The sequence below is a fragment of the Siccibacter colletis genome (assembly GCF_000696575.1).
Classification (GTDB): Bacteria; Pseudomonadota; Gammaproteobacteria; order Enterobacterales; family Enterobacteriaceae; genus Siccibacter; species Siccibacter colletis.
The window spans coordinates 44323-63982 of the sequence record NZ_JMSQ01000005.1 but is presented as its reverse complement, the minus strand read 5'-3'; the positions used below and the strand labels follow the sequence as shown (position 1 = coordinate 63982).

The 19660-nt window shown below is 57.4% G+C and carries 22 protein-coding genes and 1 pseudogene; 12 read left to right on the top strand and 11 right to left on the bottom strand.

Features of this window, described 5'->3' with window-relative positions; genetic code table 11:
• Positions 1–4: 4 nt before the first annotated feature.
• From ET34_RS0104665 to ET34_RS0104650, 4 genes are read left to right on the top strand one after another with little or no spacing between them, the layout of a single operon-like run.
• A complete protein-coding gene (locus ET34_RS0104665) occupies positions 5–919 on the top strand; it encodes a hypothetical protein (protein WP_236633815.1) in 915 nt (304 codons plus the stop codon).
• A gap of 9 nt (positions 920–928) precedes the next feature.
• Positions 929–2152: a PP2C family protein-serine/threonine phosphatase gene (locus tag ET34_RS0104660; RefSeq protein WP_031519881.1), complete on the top strand. Its 1224-nt coding sequence runs from the start codon at positions 929–931 to the stop codon at positions 2150–2152.
• Positions 2142–2486 carry an STAS domain-containing protein gene (locus ET34_RS0104655; RefSeq protein WP_031519879.1) on the top strand — a complete coding sequence of 115 codons (345 nt, stop codon included), beginning with the start codon at positions 2142–2144 and terminating at the stop codon, positions 2484–2486. Before ET34_RS0104660 ends, ET34_RS0104655 begins: the two co-directional genes overlap by 11 nt.
• Positions 2487–2489: 3 nt before the next feature.
• Positions 2490–2924 (top strand): ATP-binding protein, encoded by a 435-nt coding sequence (locus ET34_RS0104650; RefSeq protein WP_031519878.1) that lies wholly within the window; start codon positions 2490–2492, stop codon positions 2922–2924.
• Between the two features lies 1 nt (position 2925).
• On the opposite strand, the gene ET34_RS0104645 is transcribed toward ET34_RS0104650, so the two are convergent.
• On the bottom strand, positions 2926–4092 hold the full coding sequence (locus ET34_RS0104645) for an esterase (RefSeq protein WP_031519877.1): 1167 nt from the start codon (positions 4090–4092) through the stop codon (positions 2926–2928).
• 207 nt (positions 4093–4299) lie between these two features.
• Between ET34_RS0104645 and ET34_RS0104640 the strand changes: the two genes are divergently transcribed.
• Positions 4300–4635 (top strand): FxLYD domain-containing protein, encoded by a 336-nt coding sequence (locus tag ET34_RS0104640; RefSeq protein WP_031519876.1) that lies wholly within the window; start codon positions 4300–4302, stop codon positions 4633–4635.
• Between the two features lie 4 nt (positions 4636–4639).
• On the opposite strand, the gene ET34_RS22905 is transcribed toward ET34_RS0104640, so the two are convergent.
• Both ET34_RS22905 and ET34_RS20845 read right to left on the bottom strand, forming a co-directional pair.
• Positions 4640–5035, bottom strand: a complete 396-nt coding sequence (locus tag ET34_RS22905) for a hypothetical protein (protein ID WP_035890891.1) — start codon at positions 5033–5035, stop codon at positions 4640–4642.
• A gap of 1038 nt (positions 5036–6073) precedes the next feature.
• Positions 6074–6597 (bottom strand): annotated as a pseudogene (locus ET34_RS20845) (VOC family protein).
• 279 nt (positions 6598–6876) lie between these two features.
• On the opposite strand from ET34_RS20845, the gene ET34_RS0104625 reads away from it, so the two are divergent.
• The gene (locus ET34_RS0104625) at positions 6877–7104 is read left to right on the top strand and encodes a putative hemolysin (protein ID WP_031519874.1); all 228 of its coding nucleotides are present in this window, start codon (positions 6877–6879) and stop codon (positions 7102–7104) included.
• A 73-nt stretch (positions 7105–7177) separates the two neighbouring features.
• Complete coding sequence (locus ET34_RS0104620; RefSeq protein WP_031519873.1) at positions 7178–7483, top strand: hypothetical protein; 306 nt, start codon at positions 7178–7180, stop codon at positions 7481–7483.
• Position 7484: 1 nt separating this feature from the next.
• On the opposite strand, the gene ET34_RS0104615 is transcribed toward ET34_RS0104620, so the two are convergent.
• Positions 7485–7826, bottom strand: coding sequence for a DUF488 domain-containing protein (locus tag ET34_RS0104615; protein WP_031519871.1), 342 nt, complete (start codon positions 7824–7826; stop codon positions 7485–7487).
• Positions 7827–8022: 196 nt separating this feature from the next.
• Between ET34_RS0104615 and ET34_RS0104610 the strand changes: the two genes are divergently transcribed.
• Entirely contained in the window at positions 8023–8730 is a 708-nt protein-coding gene (locus tag ET34_RS0104610; protein ID WP_031519869.1) for a CTP synthase C-terminal region-related (seleno)protein, read from the top strand.
• Between the two features lie 21 nt (positions 8731–8751).
• Here the strand turns inward: ET34_RS0104610 and ET34_RS0104605 are convergent, their stop codons facing one another.
• Positions 8752–9933: a CynX/NimT family MFS transporter gene (locus tag ET34_RS0104605; protein ID WP_031519867.1), complete on the bottom strand. Its 1182-nt coding sequence runs from the start codon at positions 9931–9933 to the stop codon at positions 8752–8754.
• Positions 9934–10032: 99 nt separating this feature from the next.
• Between ET34_RS0104605 and ET34_RS0104600 the strand changes: the two genes are divergently transcribed.
• Complete coding sequence (locus ET34_RS0104600; RefSeq protein WP_031519865.1) at positions 10033–10821, top strand: AraC family transcriptional regulator; 789 nt, start codon at positions 10033–10035, stop codon at positions 10819–10821.
• Positions 10822–10886: 65 nt separating this feature from the next.
• On the opposite strand, the gene ET34_RS21235 is transcribed toward ET34_RS0104600, so the two are convergent.
• Together ET34_RS21235 and ET34_RS0104590 are read right to left on the bottom strand one after the other, a co-directional pair.
• Entirely contained in the window at positions 10887–11864 is a 978-nt protein-coding gene (locus ET34_RS21235) for a hypothetical protein (protein WP_051640473.1), read from the bottom strand.
• Positions 11865–11946: 82 nt separating this feature from the next.
• A complete protein-coding gene (locus ET34_RS0104590; protein ID WP_031519861.1) occupies positions 11947–12393 on the bottom strand; it encodes a DUF441 domain-containing protein in 447 nt (148 codons plus the stop codon).
• Positions 12394–12493: 100 nt separating this feature from the next.
• Between ET34_RS0104590 and ET34_RS23235 the strand changes: the two genes are divergently transcribed.
• The gene (locus ET34_RS23235; protein ID WP_461784434.1) at positions 12494–12598 is read left to right on the top strand and encodes a small membrane protein YoaI; all 105 of its coding nucleotides are present in this window, start codon (positions 12494–12496) and stop codon (positions 12596–12598) included.
• Here the strand turns inward: ET34_RS23235 and ET34_RS0104580 are convergent.
• The 3 genes from ET34_RS0104580 to yeaG all read right to left on the bottom strand — a co-directional run bounded on the left by ET34_RS0104580 (position 12595) and on the right by yeaG (position 16562).
• Positions 12595–13092: a YbaK/prolyl-tRNA synthetase associated domain-containing protein gene (locus ET34_RS0104580; RefSeq protein ID WP_031519859.1), complete on the bottom strand. Its 498-nt coding sequence runs from the start codon at positions 13090–13092 to the stop codon at positions 12595–12597. The two genes, ET34_RS23235 and ET34_RS0104580, sit on opposite strands and share 4 nt — an antisense overlap.
• A gap of 170 nt (positions 13093–13262) precedes the next feature.
• Positions 13263–14549, bottom strand: coding sequence for a YeaH/YhbH family protein (locus ET34_RS0104575; protein ID WP_031519857.1), 1287 nt, complete (start codon positions 14547–14549; stop codon positions 13263–13265).
• 78 nt (positions 14550–14627) lie between these two features.
• A complete protein-coding gene (gene yeaG, locus ET34_RS0104570) occupies positions 14628–16562 on the bottom strand; it encodes a protein kinase YeaG (protein WP_031519856.1) in 1935 nt (644 codons plus the stop codon).
• 422 nt (positions 16563–16984) lie between these two features.
• Here yeaG and ET34_RS0104565 point away from each other — a divergent pair, with 422 nt between their 5' ends.
• On the top strand, positions 16985–17731 hold the full coding sequence (locus tag ET34_RS0104565) for a MipA/OmpV family protein (protein ID WP_031519854.1): 747 nt from the start codon (positions 16985–16987) through the stop codon (positions 17729–17731).
• A 77-nt stretch (positions 17732–17808) separates the two neighbouring features.
• Positions 17809–18663 carry an aldo/keto reductase gene (locus tag ET34_RS0104560; protein ID WP_031519852.1) on the top strand — a complete coding sequence of 285 codons (855 nt, stop codon included), beginning with the start codon at positions 17809–17811 and terminating at the stop codon, positions 18661–18663.
• Positions 18664–18721: 58 nt separating this feature from the next.
• Here the strand turns inward: ET34_RS0104560 and ET34_RS0104555 are convergent, their stop codons facing one another.
• Positions 18722–19609 (bottom strand): D-hexose-6-phosphate mutarotase, encoded by an 888-nt coding sequence (locus tag ET34_RS0104555; protein ID WP_031519851.1) that lies wholly within the window; start codon positions 19607–19609, stop codon positions 18722–18724.
• Between the last annotated feature and the right edge of the window lie 51 nt (positions 19610–19660).

Here is a 19660-nt window from a genome sequence, read left to right as displayed (position 1 = left end):
CGACATGTCGCAGGGCGGGTGCGCAACCAGGTTTTCTCCACTACTGCTCGGGGTGCTGTGCAGCGCGTCGCTGCATGCAGAGACGACGGCCCCGACAGAGAGCGACACGGCGGCGGTACAGGGCGAGCCGATTCAGGCGGGGGTATTTACCAGCCGCTGGGGGCGTTTATTCTCGGGCAATGATGATAAGTTTTCCGGTGCGCTCAGCGTCAGCAGCGGGCTGAAAGAGCAGCTATTGACCATCCCTAACGGCTCGGAATCCGCGCAGCAGAAGAGAAAGGTAAACCAGCTGCTTAACCTCAGTTTGCAGTACTCCCCGTACAGCTACTGGTTCGCCAACATCACCAACCGGGTGCCAATCGCCGATGCCAGCCGCTATACCGCTGACTTTCGCTACAGCTTCGGATATGACGACTGGCACGCTAACACCTTCAGCGCGGTCTACAGCAACTACGGTGATAACCACTTCTTCCCCTCGGGCAACAGCCGCCGCACCTATTTCGAGCAGGGCGCGTTTACCTTCGCCTACAAGTTCTCGCTGCCTAAAGCGGTGGAAGCGCCGCTGCTGATCAACAAAGGGGATTCGATCATCTGTCAGGTCGGGTACAGCTGGGTGCCGCGCTACTACTCGCTGAAGGATAACGACATTCGCGCCAACAAAAACGTGGTGCTGGGGGGCTGCGGGTATACCCTCAAACAGCACTTCTTTTTGCGCGCCACCGCGTTCTGGTTCCCGGACGGTAGCCAGCAGCAGCCGTGGAACGGGGACTACAGCTACAGCTTCGGCTATGCGGGTTACACCCCCGGATCGTTCTCCATTCAGTACAGCAACTACAGCGGCACGCGTTTTCCCGGCAACGGCGGCAATGCGCGCTTCCGGGAGGGGACCATCAGCCTGATCTGGTTTTTACCGATCTGAGGAGAGCGTATGGATAACGAACAGACCGTGCTGGTGGTGGATGATGCGCCGGTGTGGCGTCGTCTGCTGACCGGATTGCTCACCCAGTGGGGCTACTGCGTCTATGAGGCGGAGGATGGCGAAGCGGCGCTGGCGCTGCTGGCGGCGCACCCGATAAATCTGGTACTCAGCGACTGGGAGATGCCGGTGATGGATGGCGTGACGCTGTGCCGGGCGATCCGCGAACGCTTCCAGGATCGTTACATCTATCTCGTCCTGCTGACGGCCCGCGACAGCGTGGACGATCTGCGCGTCGGGTTCGCCGCCGGGGCGGACGATTTTCTGCGCAAGCCGGTCAATCAGATTGAGCTTCAGGCGCGGCTGCACGCCGGGGCGCGTATTTTACAGCTGGAGATGACGCTGGCGACGCGCAATGCCCGACTGACCGATGCCCTGAAGCAGATCGAGCTTGATTTACAGGCGGCTGCCCGTCTGCAAAGCAGCATTCTGCCGCCCCACGCGTTGCGCCACGGCAGCTGGGAAGCCGACTGGCTGTTTTTGCCGTCGGCCTGGGTCTCCGGCGACGTGTTTAATTTCTTTCCCCTCGACGATCGCACGGTGGCGTTTTATAGCGTGGACGTCTCCGGGCACGGCGTGAGTGCAGCAATGATGTCGGTGGCGGTGGCGCGTCAGTTTACTCATGGTCGCACCGTGGAGCGCTTTCTGTTTGATGGTGAGACGGCCCGCGCGCCGCGCGAGGTAGTCCACATCCTCAATCAGCGTTTCTGCGCCGAAAGCGATGACGTGCTGAGCTACTTCACCCTCGTCTACGGCGTTATCGCGTGTGACACCGGCGCGGGCGTGCTGTGCCAGGCCGGGCATCCGACCCCGTTTATTGTGGCGCGCGACGGTGCGCTGCGCGATGTCGGTCTCGGCGGCCCGCCGGTGGGATTGTTTACTGATTTGAGCTGGGAGGATACGGCCTTCCGGCTGGCGGCGGGCGAGCGGCTCTGTCTTTACAGCGACGGCATCGCTGAGTGCGAAAGCGCGAGCGGGGAGATGTTCGGCGGTGAGCGGCTGAGGGCGTTTATGGCTGAGCAGACCGACCAGCCGCTGCCCGCGCTGTTTTCCCGCTTCGCCCGACAGCTCGATGCCTGGCAGGCCAGCGAAGCTGTCGACAACGTGGTAGCAGACGATATTTCGCTGCTGGTGATCCAGCGTACACAGGAAAGCGAGGACAACAATGAAGATTGAGACTGAAAACGTCGAGGGCATTACGGTCGTCACGCCGCTGGCGCGTCGGCTGGACGCCTCGGTAGCCCTGGCCTTTAAAACCGAGGTGCTGGAGATTATTCAGCGCGGTGATCCGCGACTGGTGCTCGATTTCTCACGGGTCGATTTTATTGACAGCAGCTGCCTCGGGGCGCTGATCTCGCTGTTGAAGGCCACCAGCGGGAAAGGTGACCTGGTGCTGAGCGATCTCAACAGCAACATCCGCACCATGTTTACCCTGACGCGTATGGACCGCGTGTTTACGCTGTTTCCTGCCCGTCAGGATGCCATCCAGACCCTGCAAGCAAAAGGCTGAGCCATGACGCAAACCGAACATGCGCGGCGCATCACGCTGCCGTCGGGGCTCAACAGCCTTACCACCTTAGGGGTTGCGCTCCGGGAGTATCTGGCACCGCTGGGGGTGGGGGAGAGCTGGATCTATCCGCTCGATCTGGCGCTGTGCGAAGCAGCCACCAATATTATTCTTCACGGCTACGCGGATCGCCCGGAGGCCAGCTTTGAGGCGGTATTCAGCCGCGACGGCGACGCCGTGTCGGTAACCCTGGTGGATAGCGGTATTCCCATTCCCGGCGATAAAATCCCGCCGCCGGATCTGGATGATGCCCTGACGCTGGATCAGGTGATGACCGGCGGGCGCGGGCTGTATCTCATCTACCGCTGCGTGGACGAGGTACGCTACTGGCAGAGCGACCAGGGGAACCACCTGATGCTGACCCGGCGGCTCCCCGGCTGAGTCAGCGGAACAGTTTCTGTACGAAATCGATATACGCTGGCCGCCAGACGTCCATTTCATGCCCGAGATCGGGATAGGTGTGCCAGTCGTGCTTGATGCCTTTTTTATCGAGCTGCGCTTTCAGGCCAATCATATCGCGACCGGTGACGATGTCTTTATCGCCGGTTACCAGCGTAAAGTTGCGCAGCTGATTATTGATGCTTTTTGGCTTATCCAGCCGCGCGCTGACGCGAAAATCGGGCACCGACTCCGTGGTCACGCCGCTGAAGATGCCGAGCCAGGCAAAGGTGTCGAGATGGCGCATGCCGCTGACCAGCGTCTGATAACCGCCCTGCGACAGCCCGGCCAGCGCTCGTCCTTCGGCTTCATCTTTTACGGCATAGCGCTGCGCGATGAGCGGGATAATATCGGTGGTCAGCTCTTTGTCCGCCGCCAGCGCGTTACGCGGGTAGAAACCCTTACGACGCTCTGCCGGCGGCACGTCTTCCGGGATTATCCCTTCGGCATCGGTTTCGGTATCCGGAATGACCACCAGCATCGGCACGATTTTTCCTTCCGCCAACAGGTTATCCATGATCTGCGGTACGCGCACCTGGGTCAGCGCTGACCAGGCCGAGTCGCCAAAACCATGATAGAAGTAGAGCACCGGCAGCGGCTCGCTGCTTTTTTCTGCACCCGGCGGCACCCAGACGTGAAGCTGACGTTCGCGTTTGAGCGCCGTGGAGCGGTAGGTCAACGTATGGATTTCTCCGTGCGGCACGTTGCGTATATCCAGCACGCTGCCGGGCACCAGAATCAGACTGGTGTTAACCTGGCGCTGGGGTTTGGGCATTCCGCTCCCGGTGTCGGGGGTGCGAAAGCCGTCAACGTTGAAGAAATACTCGTACAGATTCGGCTTCATCACCTCGCTGGTTAACGACCAGACGCCGCGGTCGTCTTTGGTCATCGGATGCGAAACGTAGCTCTCTGGCGTGCCACCGGTTACCACCTCCACCGCTTTGGCAGACGGCGCCCAGAGCCGCCAGGTGATGGTGTTATCGCTGTTTACACCTGAGACGATTTCGCGCAGCGCTACGCTTTCTGGCGGTTTAGCGGGCAGGGGAATGGCAATGGCGCTGGTGGTAAACAGGCCCACCAGCAGGGCGAGGCTGGTCAGTTTTCCGGACATACGAACTCCTTTCACATCGGGGTGTAAAAAGTGTGGCACATTCGCTCCGGCGCGCCTTTTTCCGCGGCACTTTTCTGCCGGTGCCGTGAAAAACGTCGCGTTTTCACTGCCATATCCGGTAACGCTTTCACACATTTTCGTGCGCCGGCAGCGCAGCGCGAGCAGGTAGAATGGCTGTTTGAGTGACTTTGAGTGAGAGCACAGCAGTTGAGCAAAACGTTATTTATCGCCGCTCTGATGGCAGTGAGCATCAGCCCGGCCAGCGCGGCCCCGGCGGGCGTGACCCTGTCTGATTTGCACTTTGGCCGATCGGAGCAGGGGATTCGCGAGATCGAGGGCGTGGTGAAAAACGTCTCGCATCACACCCTGAGACAGGTTTACATCGCGGTGAACCTGCTGAAAAACGGCATGGTGGTGGGCTACACCACCGATATCGTCTTCGATCTCAAACCGCATGAGGAGTGGCACATCGCCGCGCCGTGCCATACGCGCATTTTCAAACCCACCCACTTTTCCCTCGACGAACTCTCTGTGGTCGAGTGAGGCTTCAGGAGAGCGCGTCCTGCGCCAGTTTTTCATAGCGCGGCAGGCTAACCACCGGTAGCGTCTGGCTCTCTTCCACGGTGCAGCGGTCGGCGGTGTCCTTACCGGCATAGAACAGGAAATATTTCTCCTTGCGCGGGAAAAAGACCAGGTCGTCGCCGTTGCGGAAGGTGGTGACGCGATACGGCTTGCCGGAGGCGGTTTCATGACGTGACGAGCCGGAGGCAATCTGGAAATGATCCCCCCATTTCATGGTGGTGAGCTGGTATTTGAACCAGGCGATCATCACCTCGCCACGGGTCGCGCAGGAGAGTTGTACAGCGGTGGCCGCCGAGGCGGAGGAGGGGCAACACAGCGTCAGGCTAAAACAGGCTGCTATAAAGGTAAGTGACAGGCGCATGGGCAGAGCATATCCCGCTAATAAAAAGTAAACCGCAGCGGGAAGTATAGGTTCCCCTGCCGCAAAGCGCACCCCGGTAACATTAACCTTATGTTTCAGCCAGATGGCGTTAGCATCAAATGATAATGAGATTCGCTATCATTTGTCTTGCTAAGATATATCCTAAATGGTACGCTCTTTTTACCCCATACAGAGCTAACGCCACGATGTGTGAGTGCCGGAGATAAGCGCCGGATGGGGTAAGCCCTTCATACTCAGCCCTGGCGCAGCGCCGGGGCTGTTGCATTTCTGGCCCAGCTGCAGCAATTTGCGTTAAGTTGAATTATTGTGCCAGCGTATCTCGCTGAAATATGGTTTTTATTAGTGCGCTGCGGTAAATATTGACCTTTTATTGGCGCGTTTTTTTTATTACTGAATTTTTGCTGAAAGGGTTAAACCCGCGTCAATTTTCCCGGCGGGTGTTACAATTATTCCCCCGCAATAATATCCCTGTTTTTTGTAAGACTGATAACCTGGCAACGGGTATTACTTAAGGCTACTTTTTTGCCATGTAACAGAGCCAGTAAGATAAATACGCGCAGGAAAAATTTTTTATTTAATGTACTGGTTAACGAGTACTGATTTGTTTTTTCGCTGGCGTGCTGCCCACTCATCGGATTACCAGACCAGAGGCAGGGCGAGGCCTGGTGCGGTGCGGTATTGACTGGTGTACGACTGCCAAAATCCGCTAATGCTGTAATCGATTACAAAGCAATAATACCCTGTCCGAATAGTATCGGTTGTCACTATATTGCCAGCAATCAAATAAACAGTCCGAAAGCGGGGCAGTAATAATTACGCCGATAAAGCAAGCGTGCGATATAGCAAGATGAAAAATTTTCAGGATCGAAAAATAAAGCAGGAAAAAAAGAAGAAGTGTGTCTATATATAATATATCTGCACCGGGGAAGAGCAGAAATAATTAATAAAGGTAGTTCACTCTTAACGGGGCCTGTGATGTCGCAGGCACCCGATTTTTTTATTTGTTTGCCACACAGGCTATGGCTTCCAGCGCTCAAGATCGCTGTGTTGCCGGTAGGGCAGCGGCGACGGCGTGCTGATCAGCTCAATGATGCTCCCCCAGGGCGTTTGCCCGTAACAGAAGCAGTTTCCTTCTCCCTTTCCGCCGGAAACGTCAGCGGCTGCGGTGCGGTAAACATCTTGCCCCCGGCCTGCTCAAATCGTTTCACCGCCTCGTCGATATCGTCCACCTGCACGGCAAAATGTTGCAGGCCATAATCGCAGGGGCGCACAGGCTCACGCTGCTGCGGTCCCTCCATCTGGAACAGCTCCACGCCCGGACCATGTTGCAGCTGCAGCATACGCACCGCTTTCACCACCGTCCCGGGTACCAGGTGCAGCACGCGATCGTTATGCTCGCCCTGGTTGTCTTCGCCTTCAAGCGGCAGCGAGTCGTAGAGCACTTTAGCCCCAAAAGCATCGATAAAGAATCGCGTCGCCGCGTCAATATCCGCAACGGTGATACCGATATGATCCATGCCGCGCACCGGGTTGTGGTTCATGATCCCTCCCTATTTTTTAAACAGATAGCATTGATAAGCCTGGAAGAGCGCAGGCGATCTGTAAAACGGCAGGGGGAATGGCAGGCAAAAAAAAGCCCCGACGTTAAGGGGGCGGGGCAAAGAAAACAGTACGCATTGATTATGGAATGTGTTCTCCAGGTCAGCAGAGAACGCCGCTACTGTAGCGAGCAATCGTGGTGACAAGATGGAGAAATGATGGAGTTGTCTTTTTTCAGGCAGGTGATAACGTGCGCGGCGAACCCGGTACAAGGATGAATGATGAACAGAGCGATATTAGCGTTTGTGGTTATAGCGGCCAGCGTCTCAGGGTGCAGCCAGAGCAGCGCAGCGCAGCGCGCTAACCCGGCGGCGGTGTGGTGCCTGGAGCAGGGCGGAGTACGTATCCCGGTCACCACACCCGATGGCGTGCGCAGCGACTGTAAGCTGCCCGATGGCACACAGGTGGATGAATGGACGCTGTTTCGCCGGGCGCACGGTGCGGGATAACGCATCGGGATATTTACTTTTTGCTCTAAGAATGTTCTGATTTGCGGCGACGTTAATCAGTACGAGTTGAATCATGTATCAGTTAAAGCCGGGCGGCCTTGCAATGATTATTGGCGCCCGTACCGCCGCCGGGCGGATGAATATTGGTAAGTCAGTTGAATTATTTGGTTTGTGCCAGCCGGGCGAGCGTTTTATCAATCCGGTCAACGGGGTAGAAACCCAGCTGCCGCCGGGTAGCGCCCGCGCCTTGTGGCTGGTAACCGGCGACGTGACGGCCTTCGATCGTCAGCACGGTTTTGCGTTTGTACGCGCCGAGTACCTGCTACCGCTCAACAACCAGCACCATAAGCGGGAAGAGGACGCCCTGCAGCGGGTGTGAGTTACTCCGCCGCGAGAAAATCGGCCAGCACCGTCGCGTGGTTGTGCTCTGATTTTGCCGCATAGAGCAGGGTGAGCGTCTGCCGGTGTGCGATCTCCCGCAGCCGCGCCACATCCTCTGGTTGAGCCTGCAGTTCATCGTGATAGGCCTTGCGAAACGCGGCGACGTCGATGGCGTCGCTGTGGAGCGCTTTGCGCAGTTCGGTTGACGGGGCGAGGGTTTTGCACCACTCGTCATAAGGCAGGTCGCGCTTCGCCATGCCGCGCGGCCAGAGCCGGTCCACCAGCACCCGGTAACCGTCTGCGTTGCTCGCAGGCTCATAAACACGTTTACAGCGAATCATTGCGCCTCCTGTTCTGCCGGGCAGCTCTGCCCACCTGTTATTTATCTCATCAATGATATTACCCCGTTTCCCCGGGCGATCGGAAAGGCAAATCCTGCCGGATGCTCCCCCATTTTTGGTCATTGTGCCCGTGGGGTTGACTCTCTATACTGAGGCTCCTTATGTTGTCCCCACTTGTCTGGCATAAGGAATTTCAATGGATCTCACCGACACCTCTTCCCCGTTACGTATTGCGCTGGTTGGCGACTACAATGCCGATGTGCTGGCACATCAGGCCATTCCGCTGGCCATTGATGATGCCGCTGCGGTGCTCGACATCGCCGTGCGCTATGACTGGCTGCACACCACTGCCGTGCAGAGTGATGACGATCTGGCGGACTATGATGCCATCTGGGTGGTTCCGGCCAGCCCGTATCAGCACACCGACGGCGCCCTGCACGCCATCCGCTACGCGCGTGAAACCAGCACGCCATTCCTCGGTACCTGCGGCGGTTTCCAGCATGCGATTATCGAGTATGCCCGCAACGTGATGGGCTGGGATGATGCCGGACATGCTGAAACCGACCGTGAAGGCCGGCTGGTGATCGCCCCGCTGAGCTGCTCGCTGGTGGAAAAAACCGACGGTATCGAACTGCGACCGCATACCCTGATTGCGAAGGCTTACGGTCGGGAAGAGATTGTGGAGGGGTATCACTGCAACTACGGTGTGGCGGCGGAGTTTGCTGCAGCGCTGGAGCAGGAGCCGCTGAAAGTCACCGGCTGGGACGAGCAGGGCGACATCCGCGCCGTGGAACTGACTACCCATCCATTCTTCGTGGCGACCCTGTTCCAGCATGAACGCGCCGCGCTGGAGGGCCGCCCGGCACCGCTGGTTCAGGCATTCCTGCACGCCGCCAGCCAGTAACGCAGACGGCGCGCTCGCGCCTCAGTCGGACGTGATGACCCGATCGCGTCCGGCAAAACCGCCCGCCAACGCCATTATCATCGCCAGCAGCGCACAGCCCACCAGCGGTAGCGTCCACTCGCCGCTGACATCATGCATTTTGCCCATCACCGGCGGTCCGAACGCTGCCAGCAGATAGCCGACCGACTGCGCCATGCCCGAAAGCGCGGCGGCCTGATGAGCGCTGCTGGCGCGCAGGCCGATAAACGTCAGCCCGAGGATCATGGTCGCCCCGCTACCGAAGCCGTACAGCACCACCCACAGGCTGGCGAACTGAGGCAGCAGCCATAAGCCAAGCGCGCTGATGGCGCAGAACAGTGCGAAAATCACCGCCACCGCCCGCTGATCGCGCAGCCGGCTGAGGAGCAGCGGAATGGCGATCCCCGGCGCGGCGGTGGCAAGCTGCAGCAGGCCATGCAGGGAACCGGCGGCCGTCTCGCTGTAGCCGTGGCTGATGAGAATCGAGGGCAGCCAGCCGATCACCACGTAGTAGATGAGCGAGTTCAGGCCGAGGAACAGCGTTACCTGCCAGGCCAGCGCCGAGCGCCAGATCCCACGATTGTGGAGCGCCCCGGCCCCGCTCACGGTGGCGCGGGTGTGGTTTTTCCACTGGGGCAACCAGATAAGCAGCGCCAGCAGCGGGAAGATCATCAGCGACCACAGCGCGCCCTGCCAGCCGGGGCCGCTTTGCGCCACCGGTACCACCAGCGCCGACCCGATAGCGGCCGCTACGCCCATGGTCAGGGAGTAGGCGCCGGTGAGCTTCGCCACCTGGCCGGGAAAATCACGCTTGATCAAACCCGGCAATAACACGTTTCCGAGGGCAATACCGCCGCCGATGATCGCGGTGCCGATAAACAGCAGGGCACTGCCAGAGAGCGAGCGCAGTACGATACCGGCGCAGATCAGGCCAAGCGCGAGGAACAGCGCCCGCTCCATGCCAATACGGCGGGCCACGCCGGGTGCCAGCGGGGAAATCAGGGCAAACGCCAGCAGGGGCAGGGTGGTGAGAATACCGGTCTGGGCCGTGGTGAGCGCCAGGTCGGCGCGGATGGCATCCAGCAGCGGAGCCGCGCCAGTAAAGGTGACGCGCAGGGTGGTGGCTATTGCCAGCAGGCCTGCCAGCAGCAGCAGCGACTGGCGGCGGGTCATCAGAGTGGTCATGAACATCTCTTTCTGTAAACGGAAGCGCAAGGATACGCGTTTTCCCGGGGCATAGAATCAGGATAAAATGCCAGATAATCGCTAAAACCGGACAACATCATGCAGCAGGATTTATGGCTCGACGGCTATGATGCCGACGCCTCCCACGCGCCCGCCGAGGCATTCCGCATTCGCGTGGAGCAGCGTCAGGTCGAGATCCCGTTTCACCACCATCGCAAAGGGCAACTTATTCTGGCGCTGCACGGCGGGGTGACCTGCGAGGTGGAGCACGCCATGTGGATGGTGCCGCCCCAGTATGCCGTGTGGATCCCCGGAGATATGCCGCACAGCAACCGCGCGACTGCCAGCGCCCAGCTCTGCTTTCTGTTCATCGAACCCGGCGCGGTGTCGATGCCGGATCGCTGCTGCACGCTGAAGATTGAACCGCTGGTGCGCGAGCTGATCCTGGCGCTTGCGGCACGACACCACGAGCCGGCGCAGCATCCGCGTATCACGCGCCTGACCGCGTTGCTGTTCGATGAACTGCCGCGCCAGCCGGAAGAGCAGCTCCAGCTGCCGGTGTCCGGGCATCCAAAGCTGCGTGAGATGGTGAACTATATGGAACATCACGCCGACCAGCCGCGCACTCTGGCGCAGTGGGCGGCGATGCTGGCAATGAGTGAACGCAACCTGGCACGCTTAATCGTGCGCGAGACCGGAATGAGCTATCGCCGCTGGCGTCAGCAGCTGCAGCTTATTCAGGCGCTGCACCTGATGCTCGGTGGGCAGAATGTGCAACAGGCGGCCCAGGCGCTGGGCTACGACTCCACCACGGCGTTTATCACCATGTTCAAAAAGGCCCTCGGGCAAACGCCGGGGCGCTACCTGGATGCGTTGCAGCAGGGGTGAGTCATGAAGTCTCACTCAAATTCCACTGTGTGGCAGGATAAGGAAGATAATCAGACATTATTGTCTCAAGGAATCGCTGTTCCTTTTACAACATAGTTTTGGATATTTTTCCCGTGGCGAAAAATGGAACTTAGTGTCTGCATCATTTCTTTATCAGAAATAGCGTCAATTCCGACTGTATCCATGACATCCGTACAGATTTTATTAAACAAAAGATAAGTTGCACGGATTTCATAAACGATACTTACCAGGTCTGGATGACCTTTTGTGTTTGGCTTAAAGTGAATTAAGTTTATGTCCGCAGGCCGCCCCTGAAATTCGAACCATACGGAGATAGAAAAAAGCGCATTCTTGATATCATCAAGTAATTTCTTTTCGTTACTGGTCACTTGATTATTTCCGATGGCGTCCAGCACAACTTCCGTCAGAGCTAGTAATGATGTATCGAGCCTTTTAAATCTTGTAAGCGCACCAGTGCGGAATTTCTGATCGGGGGCATAGTTGACGCCAAGCAGGGGTGAACATGTTGGAAAAATGCGCTTATAAAGCGAATGAGGCCTGGTAATCTGGAAGATTTTATCTTCTTGAAGGCAATGCAATTTAGCTTTGGTGAATCGCAACTTATGAGTGGTGATTTTTGAAAAAGCTTCCACCATATGCTTATTGTGCGAGTAAAACTCGTCCATCTTATTTTTAAATTCTGCCGTAGCGATCTGCTTTTCAACCTGAACCGTGCGATGCAGGCTGACGATAATGGCGGTAAAGGGCACCGCAGACGCTAACAGCAGCAGTGGTATTTTACTGATGTCATAAAAATGTTGGTAGCCCGCAGCGCTTATCAGAAAAGAGGATTGAGACCAGACCGGCGCGCCAAAATAGAAGCAGGAGAATAGCGGCCCAAGAATACTGAGCCAGAATAATGGCTGGCCGTACAGGTTATCAGAGGTAAGTTTAAACCAGCCCTTAAAGCCGTACAGCGCAATTACTGCGGCAAAGACGATAATAAAAATCCAGAAGTAGAGGGTAGAGTGCACCACAAACATATCGTTTTCCATTCAATATGAAATTAAAAAATACCGGAAGCCTGACAATAAAGTCTGTCAGCCATATTTAACAGCATAATCACTACGATTTCGCCAGAAACAACGACACCAGCCCGGCGGCGATAAGCGGGCCGACGGGCACGCCGCGAAACAGCGCCACGCCTAACACGGTGCCGACCAGCAGCCCGGCGACGATGCCCGGCTGGCTGCTCATCAGCGTCACGCCGCGCCCGCCGAGCCAGGAGACGAATACGCCCACCGCGATAGCGAGCAGCGATTTCCAGCTCAGGAACGACTGAAACAGCGAGGAGGGCGGCAGCGTACCGCTGGCAATCGGGGCCATGACGCCGATGGTAAGAATGATGATCCCGACCGTAAGCCCCTGCTTTTCAATCCACGGGAAGAAGTGATTCAGCGGCGTCACGCGCACGATGATCAGCACCAGAATCGACACCGCCACCGCGGTATTGTGGCTGACAAACCCCAGCGCGGCGAGCGCCAGCAGCACCAGTAACGTCATATCAAACATGATGGTTCCCTGTTAAAAGCCCGCCGCAGCGGGCGTGTCATCGTGGTGTCACAGTGAGGCGGTAAAGCTGTTCTCATCGTAAATTACTGCCGGAGCGCCCGTGAACGATCCGATGCTGTCAGACGTGGTCTGGGTGAGCACGATTTTCTTCAGTCTCGCCCTGACGCTGGTCGGGGCGGTACTGCTGCTGGAGCGCCACGGCTAAGCCGCGTGAAACGCCATCAGCTCAGGCCGGGCGATGCGCAGGTAGTCTGCGGTGTTCAGCACAATGGATTTTTCCAGCCGGCCGGCGTTAAAGGCGATCTCGTCGACGCGCTCAAACAGCAGCGGGTCGGCCACCAGCTTCAGTGAAGGATGAAAGCTGAAGGGCGGAATGGCGCCGAATACGCAGCCGGTCAGGCTGTCCACTTCTGGCGGGCTGGCCAGCGAGGCTTTGCTCCCACCGATACCGGCAGCCAGCGCAGCCAGATCGGCCTGTTTATCGGCAGCGATAATCGCCAGCACGTGCTGTTTTATGCCGTGACCCTTTACCTTGCACACCAGCGCTTTCGCTCCCTGTTCCAGTGCCGTTCCGCGCAGCGCGGAAACCGCTTCGCACTTGCCCACCGGCTCGTGATCCATCACGCGATACCGCGCCTGCTGCGCGTCCAGCAGGTCGATTAACTGCTGGAAAATATCTGTCCCCGCTACGCTTATCATCTTTTCCCTCTTATCGCTTTGCCTGCTAAGGATTGTCATCATAGCGCGTAACGCGTGAAATACCTGACTGAATTTGCGGGGAAAAACCTCATGAAACCCGGCCCGGGCGGGCGTCGGCAATAAAAAAAGCGGCTCGTGCAACGAGCCGCTCCGGCACAAGAAAAAATGGCCTAGCCGTGGGCTTCCGCTCCCTGCTGTTTATGGAACAGCTCGCGGAACACCGGGTAGATATCATCCTGATCGCGGATATGCTGCATGGCGAAGTTGTCGAACATGGCCTGCAGATGCTCGTACTCGCGCCACAGCGTCTGATGCGCCCGGCGGGTGATCTCGATATAGCTGTAGTAGCGCACCACCGGCAGGATCTTTTTCGCCAGCAGTTCGTGGCACAGCGGCGAGTCGTCCGCCCAGTTATCCCCATCCGAGGCCTGGGCGGCATAAATATTCCACTGCGCCGGGTCGTAGCGTGCTTTCACAACCTCATCCATCAGCTTCAGGGCGCTGGAGACAATGGTGCCGCCGGTTTCCTGGGAGTAGAAGAACTCATGCTCGTCCACCTCTTTCGCCTGGGTGTGGTGGCGGATATAAACGACTTCCACGTTTTTATACGTCCGGCTCAGGAACAGATAGAGCAGGATATAGAAACGCTTGGCCATATCTTTGGTGGTCTGATCCATTGACCCAGAGACGTCCATCAGGCAGAACATCACCGCCTGACTCGACGGTTCAGGACGTTTTTCATAATTCTTGTAGCGCAGGTCGAAGGTATCGATAAAGGGCACGCGGGCGATTTTCTCCCGCAGCTCGGCGATCTCCTTGCGCAGCCGCTCCTCTTCCAGTAGCTGCGCCGGTTCGCTTTTCGCTACTTTCTCCAGGTCCTCTTCCAGCGCGCGCAGCTGACGGCGCTTGCCGGCTGACATCGCGGTACGCCGCGCCAGTGAATTCTGCAGCGAGCGCACCACGCTGATATTGGCCGGAACGCCGTTGGAGGTGAAGCCAGCGCGATGGGTCTTGTACTCGTTAAGCTGACGGTGCTGGTTTTTCTTCAGATTCGGCAGGGCCAGATCCTCGAACAGCAGATCGAGATACTCGTCCTTGGAAATCTGAAACACGAATTCGTCCTGACCTTCACCGTCGGCGCTGGCCTCGCCCTGGCCGCTGCCGGACCCGCCACCGCCGCCCTGCGGGCGTTCTATGCGGTCGTTCTGCACGAAGTGGTCGTTACCAGGGTGTACGCGATGACGCAGGCCGCCGCGTCCCTGATGGAACATCGGTTCGCTGATATCCTCATTGGGAATGGAAACGGATTCGCCGCTCTCCACGTCGGTTACCGAACGTTTATTGATGGCTTCCGAGATCGACTGTTTGATTTGCGATTTATAACGACGCAAAAAGCGCTGGCGGTTTACCGTGCTTTTATTTTTGCCGTTAAGACGCCGGTCTATAAACCAGGTCATATGCCCCTCCCGTCTTGTGCTGTCAGCACCAGGCCGCGGCGATAACCTGCCCGCGACCTGCCGCCATGACCCGACTTATCAGGATGATTTACGCACGCGCAGATACCATTCACACAGCAGGCGAACCTGCTTGCGGGTATAGCCTTTCTCCATCATGCGATCGACAAAGTCGTCATGTTTCTTCTGCTCATCGGTGGAGGTTTTCGCGTTGAAGGAGATCACCGGCAGCAGCTCCTCGGTGTTCGAGAACATTTTCTTCTCAATCACCGTGCGCAGCTTCTCGTAGCTGGTCCAGTTCGGATTGCGGCCGTTGTGGTTAGCCCGGGCGCGCAGCACGAAGTTGACGATCTCATTACGGAAATCTTTCGGGTTGCTGATCCCGGCCGGCTTTTCGATTTTTTCCAGTTCGGCGTTCAGGGATTCACGATCGAACAGCTGGCCGGTATCCGGATCGCGGTACTCCTGATCCTGAATCCAGAAATCGGCATAGGTGACATAGCGATCGAAAATATTCTGGCCGTACTCGGAATAGGATTCGAGGTACGCGGTCTGGATCTCTTTCCCGATAAACTCGGCATATTTCGGGATCAGGTAGCCTTTGAGGAATTCAAGGTAGCGCTCGGCCTGCTCCTGCGGGAACTGCTCGCGCTCGATCTGCTGCTCCAGTACGTAGAACAGGTGCACCGGGTTGGCGGCTACTTCAACGTTATCGAAGTTGAACACCCGCGACAGGATCTTAAAGGCAAAGCGCGTGGAGAGGCCGTTCATCCCTTCATCCACCCCGGCGTAGTCCCGGTATTCCTGATAGGACTTCGCTTTCGGGTCGGTATCTTTCAGGCTTTCCCCGTCATAGACGCGCATTTTCGAGTAGATGCTGGAGTTTTCCGGCTCTTTCAGACGCGACAAAATTGAGAAGCGTGACAGGGTTTCCAGCGTGCCTGGCGCGCACGGGGCATGGGACAGCTCGCTGTGATTGAGCAGCTTCTCGTAGATTTTGATCTCTTCCGAAATACGCAGGCAGTACGGCACCTTGACGATGTACACGCGGTCAAGGAAGGCTTCGTTGTTCTTGTTGTTACGGAAGGTGACCCACTCTGATTCGTTGGAGTGTGCAAGAATGATACCGTTGAACGGCAGGGCGGAGATGCCCTCGGTGCCGTTGTAGTTACCTTCCTGGGTCGCCGTCAGCAGCGGGTGCAGCACCTTAATAGGTGCTTTGAACATTTCAACAAACTCCATGATCCCCTGGTTTGCGCGGCACAGCGCGCCGGAGTAACCATAGGCGTCGGGATCGTTCTGGGCATGATGTTCCAGCTTACGAATATCCACTTTCCCGACCAGGGCTGAAATATCCTGGTTGTTTTCATCCCCCGGCTCGGTTTTCGCGATCGCCAGCTGCTGGAGAATGGACGGCCAGACTTTTACCACGCGGAATTTAGTAATATCGCCGCCGAACTCGTGCAGGCGTTTCGCCGCCCACGGCGACATAATGGTGCCGAGATAGCGATTGGGGATGCCGTACTCTTTTTCCAGAATCTGGGCATCTTCCTGCGGATTGAACAGGCACAGCGGGTGATCGTTTACCGGGCTGCGCTCGCCGTTGGCGCTCAGCACGTAAATGGGCACGCGCTGCATCAGGGATTTCAGGCGTTCGGCCAGCGACGATTTACCGCCACCCACCGGGCCAAGTAAATAGAGGATCTGTTTCTTCTCTTCCAGGCCCTGCGCGGCGTGCTTGAGATAGGAGACAATCTGTTCGATGGCCTCTTCCATGCCGTAAAACTCTTCGAAGGCCGGATAGCGTGCCACCACCCGGTTAGAGAAGAGGCGGGAAAGCCGCGGCTCCTGCGCTGTATCTACCATCACTGGCTCACCAATGGCCGTTAATAGCCGCTCTGCCGCATTGGCGTAAGCGCTGCGGTCCTGTCGGCAAACAGTAAGAAATTCCTGCAGTGTGAACTCTTCGTCCTTGGCAGCTTCATAACGCTGACGATAGTGATCGAATATATTCATGGCATGCCGTCCTTTCGTTTTAGCACAGGTGTGAGAGCCGTTCATTTAGATAGAGGAGGCTCCTGGAAGACGAATTCTGACTGCAGCAACCCTTATGCCAGGTTAGTGAATAGCAGAGAAATAAAGGCGCTCAGCAATATAGCTTCTCTTAAAATTAAGCGTAGATGGCATTTGTGAAACTTGCATACGCAGCAAAATGAATTTCAATGACATATCAATAACTCATCCAAAATTATTCGCTTTTGTGATTAGCGTCCGCGCCAGAATTCATACAGCCGTCATTCTGGCGTAAGCTTAGCGTCATCAAAACCGGTCAGGCTGACGTGTTATCGGATGTTTCTTTGGGGTAAATAGCTTGGGCTGGTTGTGAAGGGCGGTTACACTTATCGCGCGGATTATTTGATTATAGGAATGAACGGACTGTGACCAATTTCAAAATTCTTGCATTGGGTGCGCTACTTGCCTCATCTGCATCGCTGGTTCAAGCGGAAGACTCTTTCTCATTAGGCGCCGGAGTTGGGGTGCTTGAAAGCCCTTATAAAGATTACGATCGCGACGTCGTGCCGGTTCCGGTCATCAACTACGAAAGCGACAGCTTCTGGTTCCGCGGTCTCGGCGCAGGGTATTACCTGTGGAATGACACCGCCGATAAACTCTCCATCATGGCGTACTACTCGCCGCTGCACTTCAAGCCGGGCGACAGCGACGATGAACAGCTCAAGCGTCTCGACAAGCGTAAGAGCACCCTGATGGCGGGCCTCTCTTATATCCATAACACCCAGTATGGTTTCCTGCGTACCACGCTGTCCGGCGACACGCTGGATAACAGCAACGGTATCGTCTGGGATCTGGCGTGGCTCTACCGTTACACCAACGGCGGCCTGACCCTGACGCCGGGTATCGGTATCGAGTGGAGCAGTGAAAACCAGAACGACTACTACTACGGCGTATCCCGTAAAGAGTCTAACCGCAGCGGCCTTGACCGCTACCGTGCTGACGACAGCTGGAGCCCGTACCTGGAGCTGTCTGCCGCTTACAGCCTGAACGACGCGTGGAGCGTCTACGGTCTGGCGCGCTACACCCGCCTGGCAGATGAAGTGACCGACAGCCCGATGGTCGATCAGTCCTGGGGCGCGGCAATGTCTGCCGGTGTGACTTACCGTTTCTGAGTAACAAATTTGTGCAAACTAACAGGGCGCTTGCGCCCTGTTTTGCATTATGGTGGTGCAAAAACCAGGAGGCGACGATGACGACCACATCAGTAATCTTTCCTGAAGCGCTGGCGCTTCCGGCAATCGGCCAGGGCACGTGGTACATGGGGGAGCAGGCGCATCAGCATCGTAGCGAAGTTGCAGCCCTTCAGGCAGGTATCGATGCGGGCCTGACGCTGATTGATACCGCTGAAATGTATGCGGAAGGCGGTGCGGAGCGGGTAGTCGGGGATGCGATTCGCGGGCGTCGCGATGAGGTGTTTCTCGTCTCCAAGGTTTACCCGTGGAATGCCGGTGGCCAGAAAGCGATTGCCGCCTGTGAAGCGAGCCTGCAGCGCCTCGGCACCGACGTGCTCGATCTTTATCTCCTGCACTGGCGCGGCCCGTTCTCGCTGGAAGAAACGGTGAGTGCCATGCACACCCTGATACAGCAGGGCAAAATCCGCCGCTGGGGCGTGTCCAATCTCGATTATGACGATATGCAGGAGCTGTGGCAGCTCGGGGCCGGACGAGAGTGCGTGACCGATCAGGTGCTCTATCATCTTGGGTCGCGCGGTATCGAGTACGATCTGTTGCCCTGGTGCCAGCAGCATCAGGTGCCGGTTATGGCCTACTGCCCGCTCGCCCAGGCGGGGCGGCTGCGCAGCGAGCTGATGAGCGATGCGGTGGTGCAGGATGTGGCGCATCAGCACGGCATCAGCGTCGCGCAGGTATTGCTGGCGTGGGTGATAAGCCATCAGGGCGTAATGGCCATTCCAAAAGCTGGCAGCATAGCTCACGTGCGCGAAAACGCGGCGGCGCTGGAGGTGACGCTGTCTGACGAGGCGCTGGCGCGTCTCAACAGCGCGTTTCCGGCACCCGGCTACAAAACGCCGCTGGACGTGGTGTAAGCCGTATAAAAAAGGGGTGAGCATCGCTCACCCCGGCTGGCTAACCGCGCTGGCGGTTTTAGCCTTTGCGCACCACGCGCAGCGTCTGCGCCAGGCGCGACGGTCGCTCTTCGGTAGTTTTCTGTGCGCGGGTGACGCAGGCCGTCTCCACGCAGACGAACGTCTTATAGCCGTCGTCCGGCATGTCGCCCATGCTGACCGACAGCGCCGGGCCAGGGTTCCAGCCGACAACGTTGCTGTGGTGGTGATGCACCACTTCGATGCAGCGGTTTAACGCGCTGTCACCAATCAGACTGCACGCTTCCGGGTTGAGATAGACGCGATCGGTACGGTCCGGGAAGGTCTGAACGCCGTTGCTGAGCACGCCTTCCTGAGCATTATTCACTTTATCGATATAACGATCGCCCAGTCCGCTCACCTTCACCGCATCAATGTCACCGACATTGAAATAGGTGTGCAGCGCGGAGGTGGTTTCAAATTCGCCGTGGGCTTCGAGCTCCACTTCGCAGGTTTTGCCGAGTCTGAAGCGGGCAAACAGCGTGAAGTCGTGCGGCCAGTAGCGTTTTGTCGCTTCGCTCTGCTGTAGCTCCAGCGTCAGCACCACGCCATTGTCATCTTCCTGATGCGCTTTCAGATGCCAGGCCAGATTACGGGCGAAGCCGTGAGAGGGCAGGGATTTATCCTCAGCCGGGCCAAACCACGGCCAGCAGATCGGAATGCCGCCACGCAGGGCAACGCCGGTTTTAAAGGGGGTCGTAGCGCTAAGCCACAGGACTTCTTCTTCCCCGGCAGGTTGCCAGGTCAGCAGGTGCGCACCCTGCAGTGCCAGCGATGCTTTAACCTGCGGATGGTCAATCACGATGATGTCCAGCTCGTCCATCTGGCGACGCGACAGCGTCGTGGTCAGCTGATCGACTACCGGAAGCGCAAAAATTTTATTGTTCATCAAGTCAGTCCTCACTCTTCGCGTCGGGATGCCGGCGCATGCGCAAAAAAA

Excerpts from the sequence above, each read along its gene's own strand:
- ET34_RS0104665 (WP_236633815.1), top strand. The coding sequence starts at position 5 with ATGTCGCAGGGCGGGTGCGCAACCAGGTTTTCTCCACTACTGCTCGGG.
- ET34_RS0104660 (WP_031519881.1), top strand. The coding sequence starts at position 929 with ATGGATAACGAACAGACCGTGCTGGTGGTGGATGATGCGCCGGTGTGG.
- ET34_RS0104655 (WP_031519879.1), top strand. The coding sequence starts at position 2,142 with ATGAAGATTGAGACTGAAAACGTCGAGGGCATTACGGTCGTCACGCCG.
- ET34_RS0104650 (WP_031519878.1), top strand. The coding sequence starts at position 2,490 with ATGACGCAAACCGAACATGCGCGGCGCATCACGCTGCCGTCGGGGCTC.
- ET34_RS0104645 (WP_031519877.1), bottom strand. The coding sequence starts at position 4,092 with ATGTCCGGAAAACTGACCAGCCTCGCCCTGCTGGTGGGCCTGTTTACC.
- ET34_RS22905 (WP_035890891.1), bottom strand. The coding sequence starts at position 5,035 with ATGCGCCTGTCACTTACCTTTATAGCAGCCTGTTTTAGCCTGACGCTG.
- ET34_RS0104625 (WP_031519874.1), top strand. The coding sequence starts at position 6,877 with ATGAACAGAGCGATATTAGCGTTTGTGGTTATAGCGGCCAGCGTCTCA.
- ET34_RS0104620 (WP_031519873.1), top strand. The coding sequence starts at position 7,178 with ATGTATCAGTTAAAGCCGGGCGGCCTTGCAATGATTATTGGCGCCCGT.
- ET34_RS0104615 (WP_031519871.1), bottom strand. The coding sequence starts at position 7,826 with ATGATTCGCTGTAAACGTGTTTATGAGCCTGCGAGCAACGCAGACGGT.
- ET34_RS0104610 (WP_031519869.1), top strand. The coding sequence starts at position 8,023 with ATGGATCTCACCGACACCTCTTCCCCGTTACGTATTGCGCTGGTTGGC.
- ET34_RS0104605 (WP_031519867.1), bottom strand. The coding sequence starts at position 9,933 with ATGACCACTCTGATGACCCGCCGCCAGTCGCTGCTGCTGCTGGCAGGC.
- ET34_RS0104600 (WP_031519865.1), top strand. The coding sequence starts at position 10,033 with ATGCAGCAGGATTTATGGCTCGACGGCTATGATGCCGACGCCTCCCAC.
- ET34_RS21235 (WP_051640473.1), bottom strand. The coding sequence starts at position 11,864 with ATGTTTGTGGTGCACTCTACCCTCTACTTCTGGATTTTTATTATCGTC.
- ET34_RS0104590 (WP_031519861.1), bottom strand. The coding sequence starts at position 12,393 with ATGTTTGATATGACGTTACTGGTGCTGCTGGCGCTCGCCGCGCTGGGG.
- ET34_RS0104580 (WP_031519859.1), bottom strand. The coding sequence starts at position 13,092 with ATGATAAGCGTAGCGGGGACAGATATTTTCCAGCAGTTAATCGACCTG.
- ET34_RS0104575 (WP_031519857.1), bottom strand. The coding sequence starts at position 14,549 with ATGACCTGGTTTATAGACCGGCGTCTTAACGGCAAAAATAAAAGCACG.
- yeaG (WP_031519856.1), bottom strand. The coding sequence starts at position 16,562 with ATGAATATATTCGATCACTATCGTCAGCGTTATGAAGCTGCCAAGGAC.
- ET34_RS0104560 (WP_031519852.1), top strand. The coding sequence starts at position 17,809 with ATGACGACCACATCAGTAATCTTTCCTGAAGCGCTGGCGCTTCCGGCA.
- ET34_RS0104555 (WP_031519851.1), bottom strand. The coding sequence starts at position 19,609 with ATGAACAATAAAATTTTTGCGCTTCCGGTAGTCGATCAGCTGACCACG.